Here is a 17,365-nt window from a genome sequence, read left to right as displayed (position 1 = left end):
ATTGTGTGTATATAGTGTGTATCTTGTAATCTCCTCTTTCGGATCGGGCGCGACTTCTGTCGATTATGACGGAACGAACGGAATATCTCGAGTACCTCCACACTTACTGGGCGCAGCAGAAGGCAGTAGGAATGATTGCTGAAGCTCGCTTCCTTAACAGGCTCGAAGCAACTGATATCGAGCCGATCTCAGAGGTAATGCTGTTCCAGCCGAAGCCTGAGAACGATGAGTTCCAACCGTGGGAAAATATCTACACATTCATTCTGGATGCAGCGGAGGAAGATACTCTATCAACTGCACAAGTTGAGGCCACAAAGCTGATGGAGAGCGCTGGTACAACTGTTATTTTCCCGTCAGTAGTGGAGAGCGATCAATCAGGCCTGAGTAGTTTTCGAGGAGGGTCAGGAGATACTCCGCCTGAACATGAGTTAGAGTGGGAGTGGCGCTCTTACAACTTCGATAGTGGAGAGCTGGAGCAGGTGGATATTGAGGACGAAACCGAGGCGTGGAGAACGCGGGGAAGGAGTACTGAAGATGATGGAGACTACATAGATGAGTTTACTGAGGCTGTGTCTGACTTCTCTGATGATGTGCTGAAAGAGATGTTCTACAAGGAGCATTTCTTTTCCCATCATCTGAAGAACGTATACAGCTTCACGGGGACCTATTTCGACGTTGATGGCCTCTTGGTCAGTGGTTCGGAGATCGTTCCCTATGAGATCAAGGAAAAGACAGCGTACCAAGATGCTACTGAGCTATTCGGGCTGGACGTAAGTCGGCTAATCGTGATGCTACGTGTGGCATTGACGAAGGGCCTTGATCCAATCTACATCGTCCGAGAGGTGGAGGAAGCAGATGAACTCCACGTATTCAACCGTGAGTTTGTGGATTGGCACTCCATCCAGTTATCTGATGTAGTTAGAGCTTCAGCTTGGCAAATTCAGGGCGGCGGCCCAGGAATGACCGGTGGACGGACTCAAACACTTATGATACCGAAATCAGAGTTCAAGAGTGTAGACTTTGGAGAAATAGATCTAACCGATTACTCTGATTTTGTCGGGAACTTCCAGAGTCAAATATAGATCTGCCCGCCCGTTCAGTCTCCGGAGAGAGCTTTGTGGATAACCTTGAGGTCTTTTCGAGAAAGGTCGAAGGGATATTTTGAGTGGAGATCTGAACCTAATTCTCGCATCATCAGGTTGTTCATTTCTCGTTGAGATAGCTCCTCTCCGTTTTCACCAGTGATCGTTTCGTAGATCTGCTCGATCTCCTCCCGACGAAAATCCGCTGGGCCATGTGCTTCCCTTTCCGGGTCATAGGACTCAATGCCGACCATGTCTGCTACTTCGGCAGCGAGTTCGGCCTTGATCATATATTTCTGACGAGGTTCGTGACCCGGCATTGGCGTCGTTCCTAAGCACTCTGGGCAATTATTCGTTACTCTATCACTAAGAGCAAATTCCACTTTACTTCCACTGTGGTTGCCTGAGTTATATGTGGTAGCCAGTATTCAGGCCTTGTTAGAGGGCGTTATCGGAGGCGCTCAATGTCACACGCTCCCCCGAACCCCTCTGTTCCCCCTCTTCCAGAAAAACAAGTATGGCTGCTCAGGAACCTTCACCGCTCGGAGTCTGTCCGTCCTGCCATGAAGAGATACTTCCGCACCATATCCTCATCCGGTACGAAACCCGGACAGGTGAAGAGGAGGTGTGGACAGAGTGCCCCGCCTGCAGCGAAGTAGTCCACCCAGAATGAGTTCGTTGCTGGCAGACGTTAAACAGTTTCTCAGACCTTCAGACAGCGAATTATACGAATGCAGGCGCTGCGGAACAATTCTCGATAAGGCCGCCGACAAGTGCCCCAGCTGTGGGTTCGAGGATATCGCTAGGTATGAGTTCTGAACTTAGTACTCAGCGGATGGACTATTGTTGAGTGAAGAGTATCTTAACTCCGGAGTCAGTGGGACAGACCTCTGCTATACCAAGGTCAGGTCCTCTCGGTACTCGATGAATTTCTTCTCCGCTTCGCTCTTAAACGCCAGCTTCCCTTTCTCCTCATATTCTCCGATGTAGGCCTTCTCCAGTTCTTCTCTTCCAGTAATTGGGTCGCCGCCGTCATCCATCCACAGGTACTCGTCCGGCTCCTCGACGGCGTCACCGTAGATATCCTGTGGCACGGTCTCCGGCCACACATTCTTTTCCTGCCAGTACTTCTTGATCTCCTCCAAGCTCTTCCTGACTGTTTCACGGATGCTGAGGTGGTCAGCTTCCTGCCAACCATCCGGACTCCAGTACTCTCCGAGGTAAGCGATCTTCTGGAACCCGTTCCAGTCAACCCCACGTATATCAGCAGGAGGGTCTCCAGCAAGATTGGGCTGCGTCAGCTTCTGAATTTCCTCCCACTGCAACTCGGGGCTGCCTCCGAGTATGTGTACAGGTTCGCCGCGCCAGTCTGAGATATTGCTGTAGTCTTCGGGCTTCAGTTCTGAGTAACCGTTCGGGTAGCCTTTGATGACTTCGCTGTCAAGCACATCGAATGCCTCTCTACATTTCGGTACCACCACTGGATGCTTGTAGGGCTGCTCCTCCAGTATCTCACAAGCGGCCTGATTCAACTCCCGTGCTTCACTTTCTGTGTAGGCATCCCCAAGGACGGCCACTGATGGATCGTACTCGTTGAACTTTTCCAGGAACCTGTCCAGATCCGGGTCGTGGAAATCGTTGTCAAGGAATACAACCGGTAAATCAACGTTCGGCAGGTCGTCTGCCTGGTACGTGTAGTCTTCTCTGACGCCGGGTGCGAACCCGAGTTCGTATGCCTCGGTGCTGAAAGGGTGTCTGAATGATACTGCTGCGTAGGAGAGTTGCTGTGCTTCGTCGACGTCGATCTACGGACCACCTTTTCAGGTATCAAAAGGTGGGAACCGGTCTTTTTCAGCTTGACCCGTCGTGGATTTCTCCGGACTGGTACTCCTTCTCGCCAAGAATCATCAGGATTTCCTGAGCCTGCATATCCAAATCATCCAGCGAGTTCTTCAGCATATTCTGGATTGATTCTGTCTCTGCTTCCGCCTCCGCCATCTGCAAATGGTACATCGCTGCCGCCAGTTCCTCCAAAGCCTCTCCATCACTCATACATACAATAAACCAGATACTGCGATAAACAATTTGCTCCACTTACCCCGGGTTATCGCCACGGGTTCCGGGATCGACGGCTACCCTGCTGCTCCGGTACAAGTCTTTCAGCCGTTGCATCCGGCAAACCAGCATCCTTGACCGCTTCAACAGCCTCTTGGATATCGTAGCCGGTCGAACACAGTTCAGTCTCCAAGGACTCGGTATCCACCACTGCGTACCTCGCAGCTGTACCGTCCCGAGGCTGACCGACACTACCCGGATTCAAAACCAATTTGTCGTCGATAACTGCCTCGTGCTGGACGTGAGTATGCCCGAGGAAAACCCCGTCGTAGCTGTCAAGATACGTCCTCATCTCCGGGAAATCACTGGGGAAGACGTACTCATCCATGGTTTCAGGGTGGCTATGAACCGCCAAGAAATCACCTACGTCTTCGCGTTCAGGACGCTCCAACAGGTACTGGACCTGCTCGTCACCCAGTTCTTCTTTCGCGTACTGAAGCCCGGCCTCTGCCTGCCTATTACTGCTGTAAGTCTCCGGGTTCTCTACGTTCCTGTCGTGGTTTCCCTGAAGCACCACGTCACATTCCTCACGGACGAGGTCGACACACTCCGCAGGAGAGGCATTGTACCCGACCACGTCACCGAGACAGACCAGTTGGTCCACACTCTCGGGCATATCACTCAGGACAGATTCCAAGGCAGGTAGATTCGCGTGGATATCCGAGATAACGCCGAGCTTCATCCCTGTGTGATTTCTACACTCCCAGTCTTTTCAAGCTCCTCTATTTCCTCCGGTGACAGGAAAACAGGAGCGCCGACAACGTCGCCGTCCCTGTTCTTCACCGGTTCAATTCTGTGTTCTCCCAATTCTGATTCTCACCTCCGTTCAGTACAGGTTCAAGGGTTTGATGGTCTCCAGGTACCGTTTCCTGATTTTCTCGTGAGGCGTCCGGGTGTAGAGGTCTTTGATACTCTGGTCACTGTCTCCACGGAGGTAGCCGACCCAGTGATCCTTCAATCCAGGCTCGCTGTTCCGCATCAAGGACGTGAAGATCGTCCTGTAGTAGTGTGGAGTAAATTTGTGATGCCATCTCTGCTCGTTTTCGTCTTCCATGACTCCGGCACGGACAGCTCCACGTCGAACCTCCCTTCTAATCCTTTCTCTCTTGACTCGGCCTCCGTGAATCGCGGTAAACAGGTACTCGCTGTCATCGCTGCTGACCGCTTGAAGACGCCTGACGGCTCTGACTGTTTCATCGTCGACCGGGTTCTTCGTAGTCGTACCTCCTTTCCGATCCGTGAACCGGATGAAACCATCATCCAGCATCAGGTCCTCCTCGGTCACGGTCAACGCCTCCTTCGTACGGACACCGGTTTTCGCCATCAGGATAGCACAGGTCTTGTCACGAGGGTCCGGGATCTCCTGGATAATCTTCTTCCCGTTCTCCCAGGTAGCGGTCTCCGGACGCTCCCGCTTCACCTTATCCAATTGCTCTAAGACGACGCCTGCCGGGTTATAGGAGATATCCGTCGACCGGCGTTTCGAGGCCCAGTCGTAGAAACTGGACAACGACTCTACGTACCGCCTCTTCGTATTCTGAGCTACACCGCGTTCATCCAACTCCCGGAGATACTGTTCCACGTGCTCCACGTACACTTCTTCCGGCGAGATCTCCGGAAACTTCTCGTGGAAGAACACTGCTGCCGTCCTGCTGTACGAGTTCAAGGTACGCCGAGAGGTGTCAACCGAGTCCTTGCTCTCCAACCAGCGGTTGATGATGTCGTGCTCGTTCTTGAACACTTTCTCATCCCACGTATCTCCGTCCATCAGGACCTCGTGCTTCTGCTTCTTCGGCATCGCTACTCGTCACCTCCCTGCTTCAGTTTCCAGCCCCAGCCACGCTCGTACTCCACCTCATCTTCAGCAGCCAAGAAATACAGCTGATTCTCTACAGGCTGCCGCAGTGCGTCGTCGAGGATACCTGACTCGACTATGTTTCTGAGAATGTCCTCCAATTCCTGGTACTGCCCTGTCAATACCTCCTGCTTCAGGGTTTCAGGGTTGAACGTGACCGCGTCAGTAGACTCGGATTCCTTCTGCTGTAGCCGTTTCTCTAACCGGGCGACTTTTTCCTCCAGTTCCTGAACGCGTTTCTGACTGGTCTCTCCCGTACCGATTAGTCCGTGTTCTTTGAAACTTCGGGCTTCATATATCAGCTTTTGCAAGTGTTTAGATAGGCTTCTGTTGTGCTCTTCGGCCTCTTGACGCCACTCGTCGGCTACCTCTTCTGGAGGGTATATCTTGACTTCTGCCGTGTCTTCCGCACGAGTAGCATAGCCGGGGCTATCCGTCATTCAACAACACCTCTTCACCTCTACCAGTGTTTGCGTGTCAATTCTTTTATTATTGGTGTCAACTCGATACCTTATGAGTGCCGAGGCTTTCCCCAACTGGTAGCTGTAGCTGACGACGGTTCGTCGAGTGTGTTCCAACATCTCAATTTCAACGGACATGAACAGTATTTAGCACGTCAGTCATTGTGATGCCACCTCTGTAGAGAGGCCCTCTGTGGACACTGCCGATAGCTAGACTCTAAATTGTACACGATTGTACTGTTCTAGTATCACTGTTGATACTCTCGGCAACGGCTTTTTGACTCTCATTAGCTACAGGTTGAGCAATGGTAGATGAAAGACGGCAGCCGTGGACCGGAAGCCGGCGACGGTTGCTCGGAATGCTCGCGACTGGTGGAACCGCCACACTAGTTGGTTGCTCGAGCGGCGGAGACACAGAATCGAGTACAGCTGAGAGCGGGGCCGGAGCCGCCGGGTCCGCCGACGGTTCATTGTCAGTCGTTGTCAGTTCGAAAGGCTACACGGAGCAGTTAAACCTCGGGTACATCGCGTACGAATTGCTCGCCAGCAACACGAGTGCGAGTCTCGTGGATGAAACCGGCTTCGGCGGGAACGCTGCACACGCCGAGGCGTATCAGGCCGGCGACATCCACGCGTACTACGACTACATGGGGTCACTGTGGGCTACGCACCCACCCAGTCACGACGAAGCCGACTTCGAGACACCTGACGAGCAGTACGAAGCGTTGAAATCTGAGATGGAATCAGAACACCCAATTCGGATTCTCGACCGCGCAGAGTGGCAGAACACGTGGGCCGTATTTATCCGCGAGGACGCTATCGAAGGAACCGGTATCGAGACAATCAGTGACCTTGCCGGCTACGTCAACGACGGGAACTACGATATTAGACCTGCGTTTGGCGACGGATTCAGGACTCGTAGCGACGGCTTCGATGCCTTAGTTAAGTACTACGGATTTGAGGCCGAACACGTGGAGCGCTGGGAGGCAGAACAGGAGTTCATCGAGGCGGCGTCAGCGCAGGCAGCTGGCACGGCTGTCGACGAAGGGTATGCTGACCTCAGCTTTGGGTACAGCACCAGCGCGTGGCTCACAACCGTCGAAGACATCGTGTACCTCGATGACGACCGGAACTTCTGGCCGTTTTTCCACCCGGTCGGTGTTGTTCACGAGGATGTCGCAACGGACGCCGTGGTGTCGGCACTGAACAAGATGCCGGATGCCATTCCTGACGCGAAGACGATGCAAGAGCTGAACAGCCATGCAACCGAGGTCGGCAGCCAGCAGGCGGTTGTTGACCACCTCAAGGCCAACGGCTTCATCTGAATCAGTATGGACGAATCTACAGCACATTCAGGCAACGGTGGCGACGAATCAGCGGACCCGACAGAGCCAACGGCCTCGGACACGACAGGGCTGGAGCGAGCGAAAGCCATTGCGCTACTGCCAGTTCGGTCGTACCTCGTCAAGTTCGCTGTTGCATTGCTCGTGATTGTGGTACTCATCGCGGCCGGCGGGTTCTGGGTACAGGGGAACGCAACTGCCACACTCGAAGACGACACAGCACAACAGCTCGTACAGGAGGTCAACGCCGAAGCCGGCCTGTTGAACGAGTGGGTTGAGCGCAACGAGCGGCCGGTGCTGGTTGCGTCAAACAATCCGTTGCTCGGTTTCAACGCGACTCGCGGAGATCAGCAGGCCTACACCGAAAGGCTCGCCGCAGATGAACTGCAGTCCGACCGCGTCGCTGCCGTCCACCTTGCAGATCCCACGGTCGGCACAGCAGGGGAGGCAAGGATTGTGGCGAGCACTGACGACACGCTCCGCGGAACGCGCGTCACATCGGACAGCCATCCGTGGGTGGACCGCACTCGGTCTATCGGTCGGGACACAGTAGTCTCATCGAACCCGTACACGAACGCGAACGGCAAACGAGTGGTCAGTTCGATGAGTGTCGCCGCCGACTTCACACACGTACTTGTAGTCGAGTACGACGCTACCGACCTGAGCAAGCAGTTCAGCACTGGTATCGATGGCACGTTCACACAGGTCGTTCGTCCGACGTCGAGTTCGACTGAAGTCCTGTTCTCAGACGCTGGTACCGATGCTGTCGGGCAGCCGTACATCCCGAACGCGTCGCAGTCTGCCATCCCAGAGATTAGCACAGCGACGGAGCAGGGCACCTTCACTAGTTCGCCGACAAAGGAAGAACTGCTCGACACCGAACACGTCGCCGCGTACGCGACCATCCCCGGCACAAACTGGGTCGTTATCAAACACACACCCGCGGCGAACGCGTTCGCGCTGAGCGAGCAGATTCGGACTGATATCCTGGCGTTCATTCTGCTCGCGCTCGGTGGTGTTGTCGTCGTCGGTGGAACGATTGGCCGGAACACGGCGACGTCCGTGCAACAGCTCTCTGCGGCCGCCACTGCCATCGAGCAGGGAGAGTACGATGTCAGCGTTTCGAGCTCTCGGCGAGACGAAATCGGGCAGTTGTTCACGTCAATCGGGAGTATGCGCGATGCACTCGTCTCGAACATCGACGAAGCTGAGGCTGCCCGTGAGCAAGCAACAGACGCCCAGCAAGAAGCGGAGGAAGAGCGTGCCCGCGCCGAGCAGGCAAAGGAAGAGGCTGAGACGCTGGCGGCGGAACTGGAACAGCAAGCAGAGATATACAGCGACGTGATGGAAGCGTGCGCGGACGGCGACCTGACCCGTCGTCTCCCCGAAAGCGAGACCGACAACGAGGCGATGGCGGCTATCGCGTCGTCGTTCAACGATATGCTCGCACAGTGGGAGCGCACTATCGTCGACATTCAGGAGTTCGCGGATACCGTCACAGCCGCCAGCGAGGAGGCCGAAGTCGGGGCGGCTGACGCCGAGCGTGCGAGTGGCGAGGTCAGCGAATCGGTGCAGGAGATCGCGGCTGCCGCCGACGAGCAACGCGATATGCTGGACACGGTCTCGGGAGAGATGACTGACCTTTCGGCAGCCATCGAAGAGGTAGCCGCGTCCGCTGACTCGGTTGCAGAACACTCGAATCAGACCGCTGATGTCGCCCGAGAAGGCGAGGACACGGCCAGAGTCGCGCTCGAAAGTTCGCGCAGGGTACAGGAAGCTATCGACACAACTGTCGAGAACGTCGAACAGTTGGACGAGCAAATGGCAGAGATCAGCACCATCGTTGAGCTGATCGCTGACATCGCCGAGCAGACGAATATGCTCGCGCTGAACGCGAACATCGAAGCTGCACGTGCCGACAAAGACGGCGACGGGTTTGCCGTCGTGGCCGACGAGGTCAAGGAACTCGCCGGGGAAACGCAGGCATCGGCGACCGAAATAGAGCAGCTCATTACCGATGTCCAGTCACAGACGGAGACAACTGTCAACGAAGCCAGAGTAGCTGAGGAATCGATGGAGGCAGGCATCGACGCGGTCGAAGAGGTCATGGCGGCGTTCACAGAAGTATCGGAGTACGCCGACAAAACAGACGCCGGCGTTCAGGGGATCAGCGACACCACTGATGACCAGGCCGCCAGCACTGAAGAGGCGGTGTCGATGACCGAGGAAGTCGCTGACCTCAGCGAATCCACTGCCGATGAAGTCCAGAGCGTGTCCGCCGCTGCAGAAGAGCAGGCGGCCTCGATGTCGGAGATCAACGACAGCATCAAATCGCTGAACGGACAGGCAGAGCAGCTCAAGACGCTACTGTCGGAGTTTGAGGTCAGTGTCGACGAGGGCGAACACTCCCGGGACCACTGATCGACAACAGCGTGAACACGGCTGGCGCTCGAAGCGGTCCAGTATGCACTTTTCTCTGCCGTTTCGCTACGTGTAGCCACCACAACGCGCGACACGGCCCGATACAGTTAGTGATGTAGTCGCAGTCCGTCCCGTCATAGCTGTTCGCCGAGTGACTCCGATGCCGCCGGTCGGTTTCGGTGCGTGAGAATCCCCAGTACGCCTTTATTTTGGTCGGCCGAGCAACAGATATGAGCGTCATCTGTGAATTCGAGTTGCAGTCCGCGGATATGCCGCTGTGTGCGGTCGCTGCCGAACTGGACACCCGACTAATCGTGGATACCGTCGTCCCCGGAACGACTGCGGAACCGGCGCTCGTGTTCTCCGCGACAGGTGTCGACCCGGACGCCCTCGAATCAGCGTTGCTTGGCGACGAGTCAGTCGTTGAGTTCGTCGCCATGGACTCGGCTATCGTCGAGTCCCGGTACCGGGTCATCCTCGATACGGACTACGTCGAGATGTACACCCAGCTCGTCGACCGGCAGACGTATCCGATGGGTGCGCTCGTGACCGAACACGGGTGGAAGGTGAGCACGCAGTTCGCCAACCGAGCGGACCTCGAAGCGTTCCGGGACGCCTGTCAGTCACGCAGTGTCACGTTCCGCCCGCACCGGCTCTGTGAGACGGAGCACGGCGGCGAGGACTACGGACTCAGCGCGCCACAGCGAGAGGCGCTGCTGGCAGCCCACCGGCTGGGATATTTCACCGTCCCCCGCGGGGCAGACCTGACGGACCTTTCAGCGGAACTCGACGCGACCACGTCCGCAATCTCGGAGCGCCTCCGCCGTGGGACGGACCAGTTGATCGACCACACGATTGCCAGCTCCGAACAGTGACAGCAAACTAGCCAGCGAGCGGCTGTTTCGGCGATATCTCAACCTCTTATAAACTGCTGTACATATGTTGGCAACGGTTAGGGCTGTGACTTGTGTACCACTACATGACGGTGACCCAATATGACCATTCACCAGCACCCACACGTCACTGACCGCGACGCCCACTTCATCGGGGGCGGTATCGCCTCTCTCGCCGGCGCAGCGTTCCTCGTCCGGGACGGCAATATGCCCGGCGAGAACATCCACGTCTACGAAAAGCTGGACGTCGTCGGTGGCGCGATGGACGGGGCCGGCGACCCGGACGAGGCGTATCTCATTCGGGGTGGCCGGATGTTCAACTACCCGACGTACGAATGTACGTGGGACCTCTTCGAGACGATTCCATCCCTCGAAGACGATTCGCGGTCGGTCAAAGCCGTGATGGACGAGTTCAACGAAGCGAACCCCTCGTACGCGAAAACGCGGCTGATGCACGAGGGCGAACGAATCGACGCGGGCGAGTACGGACTGACGCGCCAGCACCGACAGTCGATAGTTCGGTTGCTTCTCACGCCCGAACCGCGACTCGGTGAGACGCGCATCGAGGAGTGGTTCGACGAGTCGTTCCTGGAGACGAACTTCTGGTACGTCTGGGCGACCATCTTCGCGTTCCAGCCGTGGCACAGCGTCGCCGAAGTCCGACGGTACATGTACCGGTTCCTCCACGAGTTCCCGCGCCTGCACACCATGGAGGGGATCGACCGGACGAAGTACAACCAGTACGATTCGATGATCCTCCCGCTCCGGCGCTGGCTCGAAGACAGGGGCGTCTCCTTCGAGTACGGCCACGAGGTGACGGATATGGATATCGTCCCATCGCGGGCGGGGCGCACCGTCGAGCGGCTCTACTGTGAGACCGACAGCGGCACCGAATCGGTCCCCGTCGAGCCGTCCGACCTCGTGTTCGTGACGAACGGGTCGATGACCGACGGCTCGTCTATCGGCGGGATGGACGAGGCCCCGGAACTGAACAAAACCGGCGCGTCGTGGGAACTGTGGAAGTCCATCGCCGAGGACAACCCACAGTTCGGCAACCCATCGGTGTTTGCTGATAACGTCACGGAGACGAAATGGGAGTCGTTCACTGTCACCCTGCACAACACCGAGCTGTTCGACCATATCGTCGACTTCACGAACGAAGAGCCGGGCAACGGGCTCGTCACCTACCTCGGGTCGAACTGGCTGTTGTCGACGGTCGTCGCCGCCCAGCCACACTTCGCGAACCAGCCGGACGACGTGAAGGTGTTCTGGGGCTACGCGCTGTTCCCGGACCGCGAGGGGAACTACGTGGAGAAACCGATGTCCGAGTGTACCGGCCGGGAAATCCTGCAGGAACTGTGTTACCACCTGCAGTGCGAGGACCGGCTCCCGGAGCTACTCGACGATGTGACTTGCATCCCGGCGATGATGCCGTTCATTACGGCGCACTTCCAGCCCCGGGAGCCCGGTGACAGGCCAGAGGTCGTCCCGGACGGCTCGAACAATCTGGCGTTCCTCGGGCAGTACGCCGAACAGCCGCGGGATGTGGTGTTTACCGTCGAGTACTCCGTTCGGTCGGCGATGACCGCCGTCTACGAGATGCTCGACCTCGACCGCGAGGTTCCCCCGGTGACCAAACACTACCGGAAACCCAGTGTTCTCGCGGACACTGTTCGCGCTGCGTACCGCTGAGGCAGTCGACGGCGGGACTGGCGCGGACATTCCAGCACTTTAGTACGGTGACGGAGATGGGTGTGTATGAACACGCTGACGCTTTCGGCCCGGAGGCTGCGATGGTAAATCTCGCGCTTTCGGCGGCACAGCTCGTCTTGGCGCTGGTGCTCGTGGGATTGAACGGCTTTTTCGTCGCCGCTGAGTTCGCCTTCGTTCGCGTTCGCGGCACGTCTGTCGAACAGCTCGCCGACGAGGGGAAGGCCGGCGCAGGCTCGCTGCAGGCAGTGATGGCGGACTTAGACAACTACCTCGCGGTGACCCAACTCGGAATTACGCTCGCCTCGCTGGGACTGGGGTGGGTCGGTGAGCCCGCCGTGGCGGCGCTGCTGGAACCTGTGCTGGCCCCGGTCCTCCCGGAGAGCCTCCTCCATCTCGTGGCGTTCGCGGTCGGGTTCACAATCATCACGTTCCTCCACGTCGTCTTCGGCGAACTCGCGCCGAAGACGTTCGCGATTGCCCGGACCGAGCGACTCTCGCGATTGCTCGCGCCGCCGATGAAGCTGTTTTATTACCTGTTCTATCCCGGTATCGTCGTGTTTAACGGCTCGGCCAACGCCTTTACGCAACTGCTTGGCGTCCCACCGGCCTCGGAAACGGACGAGACGCTCGGCGAGCGTGAGATACGCCGAGTGCTGGCCCGGTCCGGCGAAGAGGGGAACATCGACGCGGCGGAGGTCGCCATGATAGAGAGCGTGTTCGACCTCGACGATACGGTCGTCCGGGAAGTCATGGTCCCGCGCCCCGACGTCGTGAGCGTGCCGGCCGACGCCACACTGTCGGATATCCGGTCGGTCGTTTTCGACGAGGGCCATACCCGCTATCCGGTGGTCGAAGCCGACGACAGCGACCAGATCGTCGGGTTCATCGACGTCAAGGACGTGCTACGGGCCGGCGAAGACGGCAACGAGAACACGACTGCCGGCGACATCGCTCACGAGATACCGGTCGTCCCGGAGACGACCGCTATCAACGACCTCCTGTTGCAGTTCCGGCAAGACCGCCGGCAGATGGCCGCGGTCATCGACGAATGGGGGTCGCTCGAAGGCATCGCGACCATCGAGGACGTGGTCGAGGCCGTCGTCGGCGACTTGCGCGACGAGTTCGACGTCGACGGCCGCGAACACGCCATCCGCAAGCAAAGCGACGGGAGCTACGACGCCGACGGCGGCGTTCCGCTGTCGACAGTCAGTGAAGCGCTCGGTGTCGACCTCGACAGCGACGCGGTCGAAACCATCGGCGGGCTGGTGTTGAGTCAGCTCGACCGCGCGCCGGATGTCGGCGATACCGCCGAAGCGGCCGGACACGTGTTCGAGGTGACAGGCGTTGACGGAACCCGCATCTCGACGATCCGAGTCAGCGAGGGCGATGTCGACGACTCGCCGTCGGCTGAGTGACGGCCCGTTCAAAAGAACTCGCCCAGATAGACGGATTCGGGCTGGAAAACGTCTTCGAGCGGGTCGCGAACCGACTCGTCGCGTATCTCCAGCCCGGACAGGCGTTCAGCGGCGTCGACGCCGTGCGTGCCGACGGCCAGCTGGGAAAGGGTCGCAATGTCGACGGTCACGTCGGCCGTCGAGTCACTGGACGAAAGCGGGTCGACCGTCGCGGTGCCACCGTTCACTGACAGTTCGAACAGGCCGTCGTTGCGGTCGAGCAGCGGATCACTGATTGCGAGGGTACAGGCGAGGTCACTATCGGGCCAGTCGAGACGTTCGAGATGCCCCACGTCGGTGAGCCGAACCATCGGTCCGGACTCGACTGTACAGTCGACCGCGCCGGGGTCGTCGACGCGGTGGAGGAGGTCGGCGTCGGGTGGCAGCTGGAGCGTGACGCGCTCGATCTGTGCCCCGTGATTCTCGAGAAATGCGAACAGCGCGCGGCGGGCCTCCTCGTCGACGGCCGCGAAGTTCGAAACCGAGAGCGTGCGGTCGGCATCGTCCGCGACAGTGTACACGAGATATCCACGGAGGTCCCCGTCACGTTCGTAGCCGTAGCAGTACGGGACGCCGCCGCCGTCCCAGTCGGCGAGCGTCCGCTCGCGCCACCACGCTTCCGAGCGGCGGAGCGAGAGCGTCCTCGCGGTCTCGACCTGACGGAGCCGCTCCCAGTCGTCAGCGTCAAGGCGGACCATTTGTCCAGCAACGTCGGAGTCCGGAAGCGCCGACGGCGGCAGGTCGAAGCGCCGATAGGTGTTCGCCGTGCCCCAGCCCAGACGACGGTAGAACGGGGTCGAAAACGGCCAGAGCGTGACGAAGTCGACGCCGGCCTCGCGATACTCACGCAGTGCGTGCCGACAGAGGTCGGCGGCGTATCCCTGTCCGCGTTGTTCGGGTGGCGTCGCAACCGCACCGAGGCCGCCGACCGTCGTCGCCGCGCCGCGAACGGTCGTGTCGAGATAGTAGAGCTTGCAGACCGCACGGAGGCTATCGTCGTGGTAAAGGCCTCGCTGGTCGAACAGTGACGGCGGCCAGTCGCCGTCTGAATCCGGTGTCACCGGACCCGTTTCGGGCGTAAACGCGTACTGGAGTATCCGCTGGCAGGCTTCACAGTCGGTCACCGGGACAGGGCGCAGCTCGGACATATCGTTCCAGGTGTCCGCCAGCTACAGAAACCTAGTCATCTGCGGGTCGGTGTCACAGTCCTTCGCGGGAGTGGGCCCTCACGGCACGTACCAGATACCCCGGTCCCGGTCCAGGACTGACCCGACGACGATGTGGGGTAGCGCGACGATACTGATGAACATACTCCAGAACGCCACCGCGCCGGGGAGTAGGTCGCTCGTGCCCAGCGGGTTCGGGAACGCCCAGTAGACGCCGACGAGGACGCCGAAGGTGGCAAGCGCCCCGACGACGAGGACGACCCAGGCGCGCAATGCGACAGTCGAGGGGTCCGCGCCGCCCAGCAGGTCCCAGCGCTCGTCGCCGACCGGCTCGTCCTCGACGGTCGCCGTCCGCGCCACCTGTCTGGCGGAGTACCAGAACGGGAAGTACAGGCCGACGGCGACGAGGACCGGAACGAACGCGAAGTACGCCGTCAGCAGCAGCGACTCGCCCGCGTCAACGAGCCAGGAGCGGCCGCCGCCGCGCACGTAACCCAGCAGGATGTGCGTTGTCAGCGCGAGGCCGTAGCCAGACCCGATGACGAGCCGGGTCGTGTCGAACGAGCCTGCGTACGCCGAGAGTGCCCCGGGTTCGACGAGGCCGACCATCAGCGAACTGAAGGCGTGGAACGTCTCTGGCCAGAACACGATTGGGACGAGCATCACCGCGCCGCCCCGGACGGCCGCCGCCAGCCCCCGCTGGAACCGTGTCTGAAGGTGCTCGGTGCCGCTCGTGGCCGCCAGCACCTGCAGGCCGCCAAGGCCACCCTTCGCCATGGCGACGGTCAGGGCCAGCGCGAGGCCGGCAACGGGTGCGGCAAGGAACAGGCCGACGAACCCGCCGATGGCCGCCAGATACACCGCGACGTATCGCCAGCGAAAGGAGGGGCGACGGCGACGGAGGTTCTCGAAGTGCTCGTAGCCGCCATGCGGGAGATTGAGCGCGACCATCCCGACGAGGTACACGACCATCTGGGCACGGAGGGGAACCCTGACACCGACAGCGCCGAGGAGACCGAAGGCGACGGCGAGAATCAGCAGGCTCGCCCGTGAGAGCCAGAGCGACGGGTGACGGTCGGTGTCCCGGTGCCGGTTCCAGACGGACCCCAGGCTGATTGTTCGCATACGGCGACCCTAGGGAAAAGCTCAGTATAAACGAAACAAGGGATTCCAGCGAACTGAGAACGGACCAGTGAATTAATTATGACGGTGTCTGTTATGAGGTCCTGAGAATCCAGACAACCCTTTTTCAGGCATAGTCGCTAGCGTCTGCTATGCGTGATGGGCTCACCCACGACCAAACGGTGACCGTCGTCGGCGGCGGCTTCGGCGGCCTCTCCGCCGCGTGCTATCTCGCCGACGCCGGGGCCGACGTGCGACTGCTCGAACGCCACGACCGCCTCGGCGGCCACGCGGGCGTCCTCGAACGCGACGGCTTCCGGTTCGACACCGGTCCGTCGTGGTACCTGATGCCCGACGTGTTCGAGCGATTCTTCGGCCACTTCGACCGCGAGCCCGCGGACTACTACGAACTGGAGCGGCTGGACCCCCAGTACCGGGTGTTCTGGAAGGACGGCGACCGCGTAACGATGCGGCCGAACCGCGAGAACGCCCGCGAGGTGTTCGAGTCCTACGAGGAGGGGGCCGGCGACGCGCTGGCCGAGTATCTCGAACGGGCCGAACAGAACTACGACCTGGCGATGGAGCGGGTCGTCTACGAGGGTCGCGAACGGCTGCGTGACTACGTCGACACCGACCTGCTCCCGCTCGCGCCGCGGGCGCGGCTCTTTGGCTCGATGGACGACTACGTCAGCCGCTACGTCGACCACCCCAAGCTCCGCCAGTTGCTCGAATACACGCTGGTGTTTCTGGGCGGCGCGCCACACAACACCCCGGCGCTGTACAGCATCATGAGCCACGTCGACCTGAACATGAACGTGTTCTACCCCGAAGGCGGTATCGCCGGCGTCGTCGACGGCCTCGGGTCGCTGGCCCGCGAACTCGGCGTCGAAATTCAGACAGGGACCGAGGTCCAGCACATCGCCGGCGAGGCAGGGGAGTTCGAACTGACCACCGAGGACGGCGTCGTCGCCTCCGACCTCGTGGTCAGCAACGCCAACCCCGCCTACACCGAACAGAATCTGCTCGATCCCGCCGTTCGTGACCACGACCCGGATCACTGGAACGACCAGACGTACGCGCCGTCGGCGTTCATGCTGTATCTCGGCGTCGAGGGCGACGTAGACCCGCTGGCCCACCACTCGCTGGTCCTGCCGACGGACTGGGACGGCCACTTCGAGCAGATATTCGACCGCCCGGCGTGGCCCGACGACCCCGCCTATTACCTCTCAGTCACGTCCAAGACCGACGAGACGGTCGCTCCCGACGGCCACCACGCCGTCGTCGTCCTCGTCCCCATCGCGCCGGGGCTGGACGACGGCCCCGAGATTCGCGAGGAGTACCGCGAGTTCGTGCTCTCCGACCTCGCCGAACAGACCGGCGTGGACCTCCGGGACCGCATCGTCGTCGAGGAGACGGCATGTGTCCGCGAGTTCGCCGACCGCTTCGGCGACCCGCAGGGAACGGCGCTCGGGCTGGCACACACGTTGTTCCAGACCGGGCCGCTCCGCCCCGGCCACCGCGCCGGCCTTGACGGACTCTACTACACCGGGGCCTACACGACGCCCGGCATCGGGATGCCGATGTGTCTCATCAGCGGCGAACACACCGCCCGGGACATCATCGAGGACAGCCCGTTCGAGACGAACGGGGACCGGTCGGCCTCGACGGCGGACTGAGGCCGCTCAGTTTTGTCGAACGCACCGCCATCGTGAATCGGCGCACACCACGGCCCGCCCTCGA

Annotated in this window: 16 protein-coding genes; 8 read left to right on the top strand and 8 right to left on the bottom strand. The window is 59.7% G+C overall.

Annotated features, from left to right (window positions below; translation table 11 throughout):
* Window positions 1–65: 65 nt before the first annotated feature.
* Entirely contained in the window at window positions 66–1,082 is a 1,017-nt protein-coding gene (locus C437_RS01480) for a hypothetical protein (protein WP_004515116.1), read from the top strand.
* A gap of 14 nt (window positions 1,083–1,096) precedes the next feature.
* On the opposite strand, the gene C437_RS01475 is transcribed toward C437_RS01480, so the two are convergent.
* Window positions 1,097–1,372 carry a hypothetical protein gene (locus tag C437_RS01475; RefSeq protein WP_004515115.1) on the bottom strand — a complete coding sequence of 92 codons (276 nt, stop codon included), beginning with the start codon at window positions 1,370–1,372 and terminating at the stop codon, window positions 1,097–1,099.
* Window positions 1,373–1,599: 227 nt separating this feature from the next.
* On the opposite strand from C437_RS01475, the gene C437_RS21270 reads away from it, so the two are divergent.
* Complete coding sequence (locus tag C437_RS21270; RefSeq protein ID WP_449271425.1) at window positions 1,600–1,755, top strand: DUF7837 family putative zinc-binding protein; 156 nt, start codon at window positions 1,600–1,602, stop codon at window positions 1,753–1,755.
* A 220-nt stretch (window positions 1,756–1,975) separates the two neighbouring features.
* Here C437_RS21270 and C437_RS01470 read toward each other — a convergent pair whose 3' ends face one another.
* From C437_RS01470 to C437_RS01450, 5 genes are all read right to left on the bottom strand, one after another.
* Window positions 1,976–2,887 carry a DUF6610 family protein gene (locus tag C437_RS01470; protein ID WP_074654865.1) on the bottom strand — a complete coding sequence of 304 codons (912 nt, stop codon included), beginning with the start codon at window positions 2,885–2,887 and terminating at the stop codon, window positions 1,976–1,978.
* 46 nt (window positions 2,888–2,933) lie between these two features.
* Window positions 2,934–3,134 (bottom strand): hypothetical protein, encoded by a 201-nt coding sequence (locus C437_RS01465; protein ID WP_004515112.1) that lies wholly within the window; start codon window positions 3,132–3,134, stop codon window positions 2,934–2,936.
* 52 nt (window positions 3,135–3,186) lie between these two features.
* Window positions 3,187–3,879, bottom strand: a complete 693-nt coding sequence (locus tag C437_RS01460) for a metallophosphoesterase family protein (RefSeq protein WP_004515111.1) — start codon at window positions 3,877–3,879, stop codon at window positions 3,187–3,189.
* A gap of 144 nt (window positions 3,880–4,023) precedes the next feature.
* A complete protein-coding gene (locus tag C437_RS01455) occupies window positions 4,024–4,995 on the bottom strand; it encodes a tyrosine-type recombinase/integrase (RefSeq protein WP_004515110.1) in 972 nt (323 codons plus the stop codon).
* 2 nt (window positions 4,996–4,997) lie between these two features.
* Complete coding sequence (locus C437_RS01450; protein WP_004515109.1) at window positions 4,998–5,492, bottom strand: hypothetical protein; 495 nt, start codon at window positions 5,490–5,492, stop codon at window positions 4,998–5,000.
* Between the two features lie 326 nt (window positions 5,493–5,818).
* Here C437_RS01450 and C437_RS01445 point away from each other — a divergent pair, with 326 nt between their 5' ends.
* The 5 genes from C437_RS01445 (at window position 5,819) to C437_RS01425 (ending at window position 13,298) form a co-directional block, all read left to right on the top strand.
* Window positions 5,819–6,838: a glycine betaine ABC transporter substrate-binding protein gene (locus C437_RS01445; protein WP_241431621.1), complete on the top strand. Its 1,020-nt coding sequence runs from the start codon at window positions 5,819–5,821 to the stop codon at window positions 6,836–6,838.
* Window positions 6,839–6,844: 6 nt separating this feature from the next.
* Window positions 6,845–9,277, top strand: a complete 2,433-nt coding sequence (locus C437_RS01440) for a methyl-accepting chemotaxis protein (RefSeq protein ID WP_004515107.1) — start codon at window positions 6,845–6,847, stop codon at window positions 9,275–9,277.
* Window positions 9,278–9,507: 230 nt separating this feature from the next.
* A complete protein-coding gene (locus C437_RS01435; RefSeq protein ID WP_004515106.1) occupies window positions 9,508–10,152 on the top strand; it encodes a bacterio-opsin activator domain-containing protein in 645 nt (214 codons plus the stop codon).
* Window positions 10,153–10,272: 120 nt separating this feature from the next.
* The gene (locus tag C437_RS01430) at window positions 10,273–11,862 is read left to right on the top strand and encodes an oleate hydratase (protein WP_004515105.1); all 1,590 of its coding nucleotides are present in this window, start codon (window positions 10,273–10,275) and stop codon (window positions 11,860–11,862) included.
* 56 nt (window positions 11,863–11,918) lie between these two features.
* Window positions 11,919–13,298 (top strand): hemolysin family protein, encoded by a 1,380-nt coding sequence (locus tag C437_RS01425; protein WP_004515104.1) that lies wholly within the window; start codon window positions 11,919–11,921, stop codon window positions 13,296–13,298.
* 8 nt (window positions 13,299–13,306) lie between these two features.
* On the opposite strand, the gene C437_RS01420 is transcribed toward C437_RS01425, so the two are convergent.
* Window positions 13,307–14,485, bottom strand: coding sequence for a GNAT family N-acetyltransferase (locus tag C437_RS01420; RefSeq protein WP_004515103.1), 1,179 nt, complete (start codon window positions 14,483–14,485; stop codon window positions 13,307–13,309).
* A gap of 78 nt (window positions 14,486–14,563) precedes the next feature.
* On the bottom strand, window positions 14,564–15,628 hold the full coding sequence (locus C437_RS01415) for a Brp/Blh family beta-carotene 15,15'-dioxygenase (RefSeq protein WP_004515102.1): 1,065 nt from the start codon (window positions 15,626–15,628) through the stop codon (window positions 14,564–14,566).
* A 149-nt stretch (window positions 15,629–15,777) separates the two neighbouring features.
* On the opposite strand from C437_RS01415, the gene C437_RS01410 reads away from it, so the two are divergent.
* Window positions 15,778–17,301, top strand: coding sequence for a phytoene desaturase family protein (locus C437_RS01410; protein ID WP_004515101.1), 1,524 nt, complete (start codon window positions 15,778–15,780; stop codon window positions 17,299–17,301).
* The last annotated feature ends 64 nt before the right edge of the window (window positions 17,302–17,365 follow it).

The organism is Haloarcula vallismortis ATCC 29715, from assembly GCF_000337775.1.
GTDB lineage: Archaea > Halobacteriota > Halobacteria > Halobacteriales > Haloarculaceae > Haloarcula > Haloarcula vallismortis.
This window is presented reverse-complemented; position numbering and strand designations above follow the sequence as displayed.